General features: G+C 73.3%; 9 protein-coding genes and 1 pseudogene. 2 read left to right on the top strand and 8 right to left on the bottom strand.

What is annotated here, in order from left to right; translation table 11 throughout:
- Positions 1-64 precede the first annotated feature (64 nt).
- Positions 65-1,668 (top strand): annotated as a pseudogene (locus ADK36_RS17620) (YfbK domain-containing protein).
- Positions 1,669-1,694: 26 nt separating this feature from the next.
- Here ADK36_RS17620 and ADK36_RS17615 read toward each other — a convergent pair.
- Positions 1,695-2,327, bottom strand: coding sequence for a chorismate mutase (locus ADK36_RS17615; RefSeq protein ID WP_048584941.1), 633 nt, complete (start codon positions 2,325-2,327; stop codon positions 1,695-1,697).
- 157 nt (positions 2,328-2,484) lie between these two features.
- Between ADK36_RS17615 and ADK36_RS17610 the strand changes: the two genes are divergently transcribed.
- Complete coding sequence (locus ADK36_RS17610; protein WP_053198210.1) at positions 2,485-4,425, top strand: AMP-dependent synthetase/ligase; 1,941 nt, start codon at positions 2,485-2,487, stop codon at positions 4,423-4,425.
- Here ADK36_RS17610 and ADK36_RS17605 read toward each other — a convergent pair whose 3' ends face one another.
- The 7 genes from ADK36_RS17605 to ADK36_RS17575 all read right to left on the bottom strand — a co-directional run bounded on the left by ADK36_RS17605 (position 4,426) and on the right by ADK36_RS17575 (position 11,908).
- The gene (locus tag ADK36_RS17605) at positions 4,426-4,911 is read right to left on the bottom strand and encodes a nitroreductase family deazaflavin-dependent oxidoreductase (protein ID WP_048584952.1); all 486 of its coding nucleotides are present in this window, start codon (positions 4,909-4,911) and stop codon (positions 4,426-4,428) included.
- Between the two features lie 127 nt (positions 4,912-5,038).
- Positions 5,039-6,217: a GNAT family N-acetyltransferase gene (locus ADK36_RS17600; protein WP_048584939.1), complete on the bottom strand. Its 1,179-nt coding sequence runs from the start codon at positions 6,215-6,217 to the stop codon at positions 5,039-5,041.
- On the bottom strand, positions 6,214-6,891 hold the full coding sequence (locus ADK36_RS17595) for a lipopolysaccharide biosynthesis protein (RefSeq protein ID WP_053198208.1): 678 nt from the start codon (positions 6,889-6,891) through the stop codon (positions 6,214-6,216). The genes ADK36_RS17600 and ADK36_RS17595 overlap by 4 nt, the downstream gene beginning before the upstream one ends.
- On the bottom strand, positions 6,888-8,030 hold the full coding sequence (locus ADK36_RS17590; RefSeq protein WP_048584937.1) for a glycosyltransferase: 1,143 nt from the start codon (positions 8,028-8,030) through the stop codon (positions 6,888-6,890). The genes ADK36_RS17595 and ADK36_RS17590 overlap by 4 nt, the downstream gene beginning before the upstream one ends.
- Positions 8,027-8,818, bottom strand: a complete 792-nt coding sequence (locus tag ADK36_RS17585) for a polysaccharide deacetylase family protein (RefSeq protein WP_053198205.1) — start codon at positions 8,816-8,818, stop codon at positions 8,027-8,029. Before ADK36_RS17585 ends, ADK36_RS17590 begins: the two co-directional genes overlap by 4 nt.
- Positions 8,808-10,514 carry a murein biosynthesis integral membrane protein MurJ gene (gene murJ / locus ADK36_RS17580; protein ID WP_048584951.1) on the bottom strand — a complete coding sequence of 569 codons (1,707 nt, stop codon included), beginning with the start codon at positions 10,512-10,514 and terminating at the stop codon, positions 8,808-8,810. The genes ADK36_RS17585 and murJ overlap by 11 nt, the downstream gene beginning before the upstream one ends.
- On the bottom strand, positions 10,511-11,908 hold the full coding sequence (locus ADK36_RS17575) for an O-antigen ligase family protein (RefSeq protein ID WP_078916539.1): 1,398 nt from the start codon (positions 11,906-11,908) through the stop codon (positions 10,511-10,513). Before ADK36_RS17575 ends, murJ begins: the two co-directional genes overlap by 4 nt.
- Positions 11,909-11,913: the final 5 nt, after the last annotated feature.

The raw sequence follows: 11,913 nt of genomic DNA, 5'->3' as shown, positions 1-11,913 counted from the left end.
TTCCGGCCCCCCGGCCCGTCACAGTCACAGAAGTCGACGTCAACGGACCAAGGGGGAACGGCCGATGGAGCGGTACCACACACGACGGCTGAACAAGACACTGCTGGCACTCACCACCGCGGTCGGGCTGCTGCTCACCGGCTGCGGCGCGGGCGACAGCAGCGACCGCGGGGGCCGTGCGGCGGAGGGCAACAAGGGAGGCGGCAACAGCGGGGGCGGCTTCCCGGCCCCCGCGTACAGCCAGGGCGGTCAGGGCGACCAACGCGAAGGCGAGGGAGAGGGAGAGGACTCCCGCGATTTCGCCCCCGACCCCGACTAGGAGAGGCCCCCCGCGTTTCCCCCCCCGCCCCCGCCTCCCTCCCCCCCTTCCCCCTCGACGTCGCCCCCGCTCCCTACGGCTACGCCCGCCGCACCCTCGCCGAGGGCCGCCTGCCCGACCCGGCGACGGTCCGCCCCGAGGAGTTCGTCAACAGCTTCCGCCAGGACTACGACCGCCCGGGCGGCAACGGCTTCACGGTGACCGTCGACGGCGCCCGCACCGAACGCGAGGACTGGTCCCTGGTCCGCGTGGGCCTGGCCACCCGCCCCGCCCCCGACCCCGACGAACGCCCGCCCGCCGCCCTCACCTTCGTCATCGACATCTCCGGCTCCATGGCCGAACCGGGCCGCCTGGACCTGGCCCAGGACTCCCTCGGGCACATGACGGACCAACTCCGCGACGACGACTCGGTCGCCCTCGTCACCTTCAGCGACGAGGCCGAGACGGTCCTGCCGATGACCCGCCTGGACGGCAACCGGGACGAGATCCACGACGCCATCGACAACCTGGAGCCCACCGACTCCACCAACCTGGGCGCGGGCATGGAGACCGGCTACGAGACAGCCGTCGAGGGCCTGCGCCAAGGCGCCACCAACCGTGTCGTCCTCATCTCCGACGCCCTGGCCAACACGGGCGACACGGACGCCGACACCATCCTCGAACGCATCGCGTCCGAGCGCCGCGAACACGGCATCACCCTCTTCGGTGTCGGCGTCGGCAGCGACTACGGCGACGCCCTGATGGAACGCCTGGCCGACAAGGGCGACGGCCACACGACGTACGTCTCCAACGAGCGGGACGCCCACCGGCTCTTCAGCCGCCGACTCCCTCAGAACATCGACCTGACCGCCCGCGACGCCAAGGCCCAGGTCGCCTTCGACCCCCAGACGGTCAAGGAGTTCCGTCTCCTCGGCTACGACAACCGTCAGGTCGCCGACGACGACTTCCGCGACGACAGCGTCGACGGCGGCGAGATCGGCCCCGGCCACACGGTCACCGCCCTCTACGCCGTCCGCACGAGGCCCGGCACCGAAGGCCACCTCGCCACGGCGAGCGTCCGCTGGCTCGACCCGAAGACCCGCGCCCCGCACGAGAAGTCGGGCCAGCTGGAGACCGGCTCCCTGCACGACTCCCTGGACGACGCGTCCGCGAGGTTCCAGGTGACGGCGACCGCCGCCTACTTCGCCGACGCCCTCCGTGACGGCGACTCCCGCTGGAGCTCCCTCCCCGCCGCCCCGTCCCTCCAGGGCCTCGCGGACCACGCCGAGGACCTGGCGAAGGAGACGGAGGACGAGGACGTACGGCAGCTGGCGGAGGCCGTCGGCCGGGCGGAGCGGCTGATGGACTGAGGCGGCGGTGCGACCGGAACGGCGCCTCAGGAGTCCGCGCAGACGGAGGGCAGCGCCCGTACGAGGCCCTCGACATGCAGCGCGTCCAGCTCATGGCCGTACGCGGACCGGACGGCGGCCACCACCAGCCGCGGCTCGCACGCCGGCGACGTCCGTGGCCGCCGGGTGTCCCGCAACGCGTCCAGCAACTCCGTGGTGATGCGGTCGAGTTGCGGCCGGACCTCCTTGACCAGGTCAGGACGCTCGGTGGGCCGCTCCTCGGGGTGCGCGTCCCAGCGTGCGTACAGCCCGCGCTGCACCAGCTTGTTGGCCTCGATCTGGTCCCGGAAGACGGCCTTCACCCCGTCAGGATCGAGGCCCAGCCCGGCCGCCCGTACGGCGACGTCGTCCAGGATCTGCCGCTCGCGCACCGGGTCGTCGATCGGTTTGTCGGTGCCGTACTTGGCGGCGGCGACCTTGTCGGCGAGCAGGAGCCGCTCCGCGAAGAGGTCGGTCAGCGGGGTGAGTCCGGGGGAGACGGAGGCCGCCCGAACGGGAGTCGAAGCGTGCGTCGCCGGGGGCGTCGCGGAGTGTGCGGCGGCGGGTGCGGCGCCGGCGAGGGACACGGCCGCGGCGGCGCAGACGGCGACCAGGGCGGACCGGAGACGTCGGGAGTGCACGGGGGTTCCTTCCGTGGGGGAGGTGGTCGTACAGCAACGTACAGAGCACACACTCCTTCCGGTGCACCCCGCCCGCACTTTGCGTGAACCATTGACCTTTCCTTACGCGCGAGTAAGTTGACTCCCCGGTAAGTACGACTGGTACCCGGGAGTCACCATGGGCGTACGCAAGGATCTGAAGCGGGCGAAGCAGCGCACCGACCTGATGGACCGCACCAGGGTCGAGGTCGTCAAGGACGCCGTCGGCGTGGTCCGCGAGGCCCGCACCCCACCCCTCGCCCCGCCCGCCACCACCGGCAGCATCGCCGACCTGCCCTTCACCAACGCGGCCGAGGCCCCCGACGCGGTGGCCCTCCGCCGTGAACAGGCCGGCACCTGGCACCCCGTGACCACCGCAGCCTTCGCCGACCAGGTCGCCGCCGTCGCCAAGGGGTTGATCGCCGCCGGCCTCGAACCGGGCGGCCGGGTCGCCGTGATGTCCCGCACCCGCTACGAGTGGGCGGTCCTGGACTTCGCCATCTGGGCCGCCGGAGGCCAGACCGTCCCCGTCTACGCCACCTCCTCCGCCGACCAGGTGGAGTGGATCGTCCGCGACTCCGGCGCCCGCCACATCGTCACCGAGAACGCCGAGAACACCGCCACGGCCATCGTGGGCACGGCCGCCCATGAACACGCCCCCCGGATATGGGAGTTGACGGCAGGCGCGATCGCCGACCTCACCACCCTCGGCCGCGACGTCCCCGACGAGGAGATCACCAAACGCCGCACGGCCGTCACCCCCGACACCGTCGCGACCGTCTGCTACACGTCCGGCACCACCGGCAGACCGAAGGGCTGCGTCCTCACCCACGCCAACCTGTACGCCGAGGCGGCCAACACCGTCGAACTCCTGCACCCCATCTTCAAGGAGGTCACCCACCAGACCGCCTCGACCCTCCTCTTCCTCCCCCTCGCCCACATCCTCGGCCGCACCCTCCAGATCGCCTGCCTGATGGCCCGCATAGAGATCGGCCACTGTCCGAGCATCAAGCCCGACGAACTCCGCCCGGCCCTCAAGGAGTTCCGCCCCACCTTCCTGGTCGGCGTCCCCTACCTCTTCGAGAAGATCCACGACACCGGAAGGGCGACGGCCGAGAAGATGGGCCGCGGCGCCTCCTTCGACCGCGCCGACCGCATCGCCGTCCGCTTCGGTGAGTCCTACCTGAACAAGTTCCTCGGCACCGGCAAGGGCCCCACCCCCGGCCTCTACGCCGCCTGGGCCCTGTACGACCTCCTGGTCTACCGCCGCGTCCGCAAGGAACTCGGCGGCCGCATGCGCTACGCCATCAGCGGCGGCTCCCCCCTCGACCGCGACCTCAACCTGTTCTTCTACGCCGCCGGCATCATCGTCTACGAGGGCTACGGCCTGACCGAGACGACGGCCGCCGCCACCATCGTCCCGCCCCTGAAACCCCGCCCGGGCACGGTCGGCCAGCCCGTCCCCGGCACCGCGGTCCGCATCGCCGACGACGGCGAGGTCCTCATCAAGGGCGGCATAGTCTTCGGCGCCTACTGGAACAACCCGGCCGCCACCGACGCCGTACTCCAGGACGACTGGTTCGCCACCGGCGACCTCGGCTGCCTCGACGAGGACGGCTACCTCACCATCACCGGCCGCAAGAAGGACATCCTCGTCACCTCCGGCGGCAAGAACGTCTCCCCGGCCGTCCTGGAAGACCGCCTCCGCAGCCGCCCCCCGATAGGCCAGTGCCTCGTCGTCGGCGACAACCGCCCGTTCATCGCAGCCGTCATCACCCTCGACCCGGAGGCCGTGGCGCACTGGCTGGCCGTACGCAAGATGCCCGCCGACACCCCACTCTCCGAGCTGATTCAGGACCCCCGCATGCGCGCCGACGTCCAGAAGGCCGTCGACCACGCCAACGAGGCCGTCTCCCGCGCCGAGTCGATCCGCAGGTTCGCGCTGGTCGAGGGCGAGTTCACCGAGGACAACGGCCTGCTCACCCCGTCCCTGAAGGTGAAACGGCACGCGGTGACGGTGGCGTACGCGGCGGAGATCGAGGCGCTGTACGGCGCGGGACCGGACGCTGATGACCGGTGATCAGCGGGCCCGGGGCGATGCCCCGTGAGCTCCCGTCCCTGCCGCGGACGCGGGCTCCAGTACGAAGACGGGGATCACGCGGTCGGTCTTCTCCTGGTATTCGGCATACGGCGGATACGCGGCGACCGCGCGCTCCCACCACTCGGCCTTCTCGTCTCCGGTGATCTCACGTGCCGTCATGTCCTGGCGTACGGATCCGTCCTGGAGCTCCACGTGCGGGTCGGACCTGACGTTGAAGTACCAGAGCGGGTGACGCGGGAAGCCGGCCTTCGAGGCCACGGCCGCGTACCGCCCCTCGTGCTCCACGCGCATCAGCGGGATCTTGCGGATCTTGCCGCTCTTCGCGCCGCGCGTCGTGAGAATGACGACGGGCAGGCCCGTGTCCCAGAGCGTCGTCCCCTGCGTTCCGCCCGAACTCTCGTACAGCTCGACCTGTTCGCGTATCCACTGCGCCGGACTCGGCTCGTACTCTCCCTCAAGAGGCATCGTGGTCACCCTGTCGTCGCGTACGGATTGAGTTGCGCAGTTCAACACAAGCGCCGTGCGGATTCATCCTGCGCCGACCGGCACTCCGTCGATATCCATGATGACCCGGCGCACCCAAACCGGAGCGCTACCGCTGATCCTCGGAACCGGAATCGGAAGAACCGGAACCGGAACCCGAACCGGAATCGGAACCAGAACCGGGAGTGGGGATGCGGCGCAGAACCTGCTTGGCCCGTTGTCGCGCCGTCGCCTCCGTGACGGCGGCCGCCAGCAGTGGTGCGGTGCGGCGGCGGGCCAGCAGCAGACGCTGGTTGACGACCTTCTCGGGATGCCAGCGGTACTTGTACGGCTCGTCGCCGCGCAGCAGGCTCAGCACCCGGTGCCGGGCGCCGGACATCAGGTGCTCGGTGGACGCGTGCAGCAGCATCGCCGCCACGTCCACCTTCCGCTCCCGCAACCGCGGATGAAAGCCGTACAGATACGTGCCCGCCAGCCCTCCCGGGCCTCCTGACAGCAGATTCAGATTGACCGCCACCACCGCCCCGTCGAGCACGAACTCCATCACCGCCGCCTGGCCGGACCGGGTCATGGGCGCCGCCGACCGGACCAGGTGTTCCAGGAACCGCGGCCGGGCGTGCTCCGACGACATCGTCCTGCCCTCCCATTGGAGCCGGTGCAGCGCGAGGAGCCGGCGCAGCGCGGCCTCGGTCTCGTCGGCATGCACCACGCGCCACTCGACGCCGAGCCGCGCGAGCCGGTTCACCTTGTTGCGGACCCGCTGGGCGTGCCGCGACGACAGCCGCGCGACCAACTCGTCCATGGGTGCGGCGGGCAACTCCAGGCACACCGAGTCGGGCAGCCGGTGCCGCGGGCCGCGCCAGCACAGATAGACCCGCTCCATCGCGCCGCCCGGCCGCACCTCACGGAAGTCGACCAGGGAGGTGCGCGCCAGCTCGGCCAGGCCGTCCGCCAGTGCCCCGGCGCCCTGCGCGGCCACCTCCTCGTCGATGAGCACATCGCAGATGTCGGTGATGGCCCCGCCGATCGGCACCAGCGCCGGGAGCGGGCGGTGCACCCGCATCAGCGGTGCCGCCGCCACCAGTTCACCGCGCCGGCGCACCAGGACGAGCCGCAGCCGGCCCCGCCTGCCGTACGACTGCCACCACGAGTGCAGCCAGGGATGGCTCTGGAACGCCGTCGCGGACGGGCACGCACCGTGCAGGCGTGCCCATTCCGGGGCCAGCTCCGCGAAGGCGCGCTCGTCGGTGCACACCTCCACCGACAGCGCCCGCCCGTACGCGCTCACCCAAGCGTCCCGCGGGCGTCGGCGGCGCCGGCCGGACCGGGGACCGAGGCGCGGCTCTGCTCGTCCTCGTCGTCGTCCCCGGTCCGCCGCGGCCTGGCCAGCAGCGCGAGACCGCCCAGCAGACCGCCGGCGCTCGCGCCCACGAGCGAGGTCAGCGCCGGGGACGCGGACGACGGCTCGGTGGGCTTCAGGGCACGGGAGAGGCGCTCCAGCCGGATGCCGGTGCGTTCCCTGGTGTGCTCCGCCTCCGTGATCAGCGCGCGGGACACGGCGTTGGCGATGTCGACGGCCTGGGAGGGCTTCGACGAGGTCGCCGAGACCGCGACCATCGGCGCGTCCGGCGACGTCGCCACCTCCACGCTCTCGCGCAGCGTCGAGACCGGCACGCCCGCCCACACCTGCGCGTCCCCGAGCACCGCGAGCTGCGTGGCCACCCGGCCGTACGCCTGCGCGAAGCCGAGCGCGTCGGTGCAGTCGGCCTCGGTTCCGCCGTTCGGTACGGCGACGACGGAACTGGTCGCCGTGTACTGCGGCGGCCTCAGCTGGCCGTAGGCGCCACCGGCCACGGCACCGACCAGCGCGGCGGCCGGCAGCCACCACCACGAGGCCAGCCGCGTCACGCGTGCGCGCGTACGGTCGGCCACCCGTGCACCCTCAGTGGGGTTGTCTGTCATGAGGAACTCACTTCCAGGTTCGAGCCGGACAGAGCGGCCGTGTACAGATCCATCAGCTGCCGGGCGGTGCCCGCGATGTCGTAGCGGTGTACGACGTCCGGGACGGTCCGCTCGGCCGGTCCCACCGCCCGCAGCCGCAGCAGTTCCCGCGCGTACGACTCGGCCCCGCCCCTGACCCGCCGGGCCCCGGGGACCGCGTCCGGCGGCAGGTCGTCGACGGCGGGGCAACTCGCGTACAGCACGGGCAGCCCGGCCGCCAGCGCCTCCACCACCGCCAGGCCGAAGGACTCCTCCGGCGACGGCGAGGCGAGCACGTCCATCGCGGACAGCAGGGCGGCCAGGCCGGGGGCGTCGTCGCCGGGGCCGGGCAGATACGGGCGCTCGCCCGTCAGCACCACCCGGTCCGCGACCCCCAGCCGGTGGGCGGTGCGCCGCAGCGCCGCCTCCTCGGGGCCGGTGCCCACCAGCAACAGCCTTACGCCGTCGGGCAGTTGGTGCAGTGCCCGGACGAGCAGGTCGAAGCGCTTGCCCGGGGCGAGGCGTCCCACCCCGCCGACCACATAGGCGTCCTCCGGCAGCCCGTGGAACGCCCGGGCCTCCTTGCGGCGCACCTCGTCGAAGCGGAACAGGGGCGCGTCGATACCGTTCGGGATGACCCGGATGCGCGGCCCGGGCACGCCCCAGTGCCGCAGCCGTTGGGCCACCGTCGGCGAGACGGCGACCGTGGCGCGGCCGAGGCGCTCGCCGGCCAGGTACAGCGCGCGGACGCCCGCGGTCAGCGGCCGGCCCTCCAGCCGGCTGTCCCCGATCGAGTGCTCGGTGGCGACGACGGCCGCGACTCCCGCGAGCCGCGCCGCGATCCGGCCGTACAGACAGGCCCGGTACAGGTGGGTGTGCACCAGGTCGTAGCGGCCGGCCCGGATCAGCCGGGAGAGGCGGGGCAGCGCGTCGACGTCGCGGTTGCCGTTCATCCCGAGGTGGGCGACGCGCACACCGTCGGCGGCCAGACCCGCGGCGACCGAGCCGGGGTTGGTCAGCGTCACCACGTCGCACTGCGCGGGGAGGTGCCGCAGCAGCAGCCGCAGCTGCTGTTCCGCGCCGCCGACGCCGAGGCCGGTGATGATGTGCAGGGCCCTCACACGGCCTCCAGGGCACGGCCGTAGACCCGGGCCAGGCGGCGCTTCAGCTCCAGCCGCAGCGAGCCGTCCGCCTCCCCGAGGTGGATGCGGGGCAGCGCGAAGTCGCCGGAGCCGGCCGGGCCGGGGCCGATCGAGCAGGCGTAGCGGTAACCGGCTAGGCGCACGGCGTCGACGACACGCTGGTCGAGACAGCCGTACGGGTAGCAGAAGCCGTCGACGTCGCCGCCGGTGAGGGCGGCGAGCCGCTGCCGGCTCTCGTTGACCTCGGTGTGCAGCACCCGGTCCGTGGCCGTGGTCAGGTCGAGGTGGGTCAGGCCGTGCGAGGCGATCTCCATCCCCGCGTCCGCGGCGCGGTGGATGTCCTCCACGTCGAACAGCGGCTTGCGCGGGCCGGTCGGCTCCCAGGAGTTCTCGCCGCCGAGCCGCCCGGGCAGGACGAACACCGTGGCCGAGAAACCCCAGCGGTGCAGCACGGGCACCGCGGTGGTGACGAAGTCGGTGTACCCGTCGTCGAAGGTGAGCCCGACCAGGCCACGCTCGGCGCCCCGCAGGCGCGCCGCGAGCAGCTCCCGCATGCTCACCCCGCGCAGTCCGCGCTCGGCCAGCCAGGCGAGTTGCCGGTTCAGGCGCGCGGGCGTGACGGTGACGTTGTACGGGTCGTCCCGGCAGTCCGAGACGGAGTGGTACATCGCCACCCAGGCGGCCGGACCCCGTCTCGGGCGTCGCCCCGCGGCCGGCTCGGGATCGGGTTCGGCCGCGTGCGGCGCGGCGGTGATGTCAGCGACCATGGCGAAGCCTTCGGGTGAGGGAGCTACGGACGGAGTGCGTGACGGGAAGCAGGAGCGACCGGGCGTCGGCCGCGTCGAGGAGCCAGACCAGCAGCAGGAAGACGGCGGCCACGCCGGTGCAGCCGACGGCGACGGCGGCCGCGGGGGAGTCGAACAGTCCCGCGCAGAGCAGCCCGGCTCCGGCGGCGCACACGGCCGCGCGCACCGTTCGGGACAGTTCGGCGACCACCCGTCGGACGCACACGGGCACGGTGCCCGGTACGCGCCGCGGCCCCAGCCCGTGCAGCAGGAGCAGCGCCGTGAGGGTGATGCCGGCCGCGTTGGCCGCGGCGAGGCCGGGCGCACCCCACGGATCGACGGCCCAGGCACTGACGACGACGGTGACGAGTGCGCCCAGGACCATCGCGCCCAGCGGGAACCAGGTGGTGCGGCCGGTCGAGAAGTACGACCGCACCAGCGCCCCCACCAGGGTGTGCCCGAGCAGCCCGACCGCGTACACCCGCATCACGGCGGCGGTCGCGGCGGTGTCCTGTGCCGTGAACGCGCCGCGCTGGAACAGGAGTTGGACGATCTGCGGTGCGCAGGCCACGACCATGGCGGCACCGAGCAGGACGAGGCAGCCCATCAGCGCGAGGTCCCGCTCGACCCGGTCCCGGGCCCGTCGCAGGTCGCCCTCGGCGATGGCCCGCGCCATCACCGGGAAGGTGACGACGCACACCATCATCGACAGCGACATCGGCAACTGGGCGACCTTCTGGGCGTAGTTGAGGTGCGAGATGGCGCCGGCGGGCAGCCCGGAGGCGAAGTAGCGCTCGATGAGGACCTGCGACTGCCGGCACAGGGTGAAGAGCAGGACCGCGCAGACGAGGGCCGGCGCGAGGGGCGGGCCGTCGGTACCGTCGTCCGCGGACGCGGTCGCGAAACCACCGGGGTCCTGGCCCTTCGTGATCCGCCGCCACACGGACGGCGCCTGTACGGCGGCCATGACGCACCCGCCGAGCGCGACACCGAGGGCGGCGGCCCGTACCCCCCAGCGTCCGGCGAGGACGAACATCGTCGCGATGATCGCGATGTTGTAGGCGATGTAGATCGCCCCCGGCGCGAGATAGTTCCGGTGGGCCCGCAGCGCCGCGCTGAAGTACCCGGCCAGCCCGAAGCTCAGCACGCAGGTCGCGGTCAGCCGGGTGCAGGACACGGCGAGGGACGGGTCGGGCAGGCCGGGCGCGAGCACGGAGACCAGCGACGGCGCCGTCGCCGCGAGCACGGCGGCCGTACCGGCGAGGACGAGGCACAGCCGTGGCAGCGAGGCGGCGACCAGGCCGCGCACCGGGTCGGGGCCGGTGGTCCCGCGCGCCCGCCGAGCCAGCGCCACACTGAACGCGGGCACGAGCAGGAACGCCATCCCGTCCTCGATGAGCAGCGTCGACGCCATCTCGGGCAACGTCCAGGCCACCAGAAACGCGTCGCTGTCCACCCCGGCCCCGAAGAGGTGCGCGAGCGTCTGGTCCCGCCCGAGCCCGAGCACCGCCCCGGCCATCGACAGCGCGGCGGAGAGCAACGTCGCCCTGGCGAGGAACCGCCGCGAGGGACCGCTTCCGGCGGCGGATCGCCCACCGCCGGTACGGCGCCGTGGCAGGCCGGCCAGGCCGGGCGGGGGCTCGGGAGCCGTCCCGGTCGTGGCCGGGCGGGGGCTCATCGCGAACCCGGTTTCGTGGTCGGCGCCGTAGCCGCGTCGCGGGCCAGCGCCCACCAGGCGGCCAGGCCGAAGCAGATCGCCGCCAGAGTGGTGGAGGGCCCGCCGATGTCGGCGTACAGGAAGTTGACGAGCTGCCACAGCAGTAGCCCGCACGCCGGGAGCGCGCAGTCCCGGACCTGGCGTCCGCTCCGCCGCAGCCGGCGCAGCGCGCACACCAGCAGGGCGAACCAGCTGCCCGCGACCGTGACCAGGCCCAGCAGGCCCTGCTCGCTGAGGATCAGCAGGTACATGTTGTGCGGGGAGAGCAGGGGCTGGCGCCGGAAGGACTGGCCGGCTCCGGCCGTGTCGCTGCCCGACGACAGCGCGAGCGAGGCATGGCCGTCCCGGTGTGCGGGAAATGCCTTCAGGCCCACGCCCGTCAGCGGCTGCCCGCGCCACATGTCGGCCGCCGCGGCCCACATGGTGTAGCGGTCGACGACCGACTGGTCCGGTGCGTCGGCGACCTGGGTGATGCTGGTCAGCCGCTCCTCCAGCACCGCCGCGCCCACGCCGAGTCCGCCCACCAGCACCACCGCGGCCGCGACCGCCGCCGCGAAGACCTTCGCCGCCCGCCGCACCCCGGCCAGCAGCAGCTGCACCCCGCAGGCGAACGCCGTGGCGATCCAGGCACCCCGGCTGAAGGACAACGCGAGCGGCACGAGCAGCGCCAGCGCACACCCGGCCGCCACGACCCTCCCCCACCCTTCGGGCGGGGGTGCCCCCAGCCGCCGCGCCCGCGTGCCGAGGGCGAGACCGGTCGCGACCACCACTCCGGACGCCACGACGGTCGCCATCCCCATCACGTCGGACGGGCCGAACGTGCCCACCGCCCGGATGTCGGCCCCCTGATACAGGGCGCCGGTCCCGGTGAGGTTCTGGTGCACGCCGATGGCCCCCTGCCACAGGGCGAGGCCGACCAGGGACCACAGCACCAGCCGGGCGCCCCGCCGGTCGCGCACCAGCAGCAGCACCGCGACCGGGACGAGCACGAACACCTGCAGATAGCGGGCCAGCCCTCCGAGCGCGTCGCTGGTGGTCAGCGCCCCCGCCGCGGCGACCGCGACGCCCACCACGGGCAGCCCGAACACGACCGCCGCCGTCCGCGGCAGCGGGCGCCGCGCCCCCCGCACGGTCTGGACGACCGCGCACAGTACGACCAGCCCCGAGGCGGCGTCGGCGGGTGTGGCGGCGCTGCCCGGCGTGACCGGCAGCCCCAGCAGGACGACGACCGCCACGATCGGCAGCACGGACAGGAGGGACGGGACCGACAGGGCGGAGCCGGCCCGGCGCAGCGGGCGCGGCAGGACCGGACGCGGCCGGACGACCGGAGCGGAGACCGCCGGGGACGTGTTCATCGGCG

Source organism: Streptomyces viridochromogenes, from assembly GCF_001270495.1.
Classification (GTDB): domain Bacteria; phylum Actinomycetota; class Actinomycetes; order Streptomycetales; family Streptomycetaceae; genus Streptomyces; species Streptomyces viridochromogenes_A.
The sequence above is the reverse complement of the archived record's forward strand: the minus strand, read 5'-3'. Positions and strand labels throughout refer to the sequence as shown.

Coding starts and splice junctions, on each gene's coding strand:
- ADK36_RS17610 (WP_053198210.1), top strand. CDS start 2,485: ATGGGCGTACGCAAGGATCTGAAGCGGGCGAAGCAGCGCACCGACCTG.
- ADK36_RS17605 (WP_048584952.1), bottom strand. CDS start 4,911: ATGCCTCTTGAGGGAGAGTACGAGCCGAGTCCGGCGCAGTGGATACGC.
- ADK36_RS17595 (WP_053198208.1), bottom strand. CDS start 6,891: ATGACAGACAACCCCACTGAGGGTGCACGGGTGGCCGACCGTACGCGC.
- ADK36_RS17585 (WP_053198205.1), bottom strand. CDS start 8,818: ATGGTCGCTGACATCACCGCCGCGCCGCACGCGGCCGAACCCGATCCC.
- murJ (WP_048584951.1), bottom strand. CDS start 10,514: ATGAGCCCCCGCCCGGCCACGACCGGGACGGCTCCCGAGCCCCCGCCC.
- ADK36_RS17575 (WP_078916539.1), bottom strand. CDS start 11,908: ATGAACACGTCCCCGGCGGTCTCCGCTCCGGTCGTCCGGCCGCGTCCG.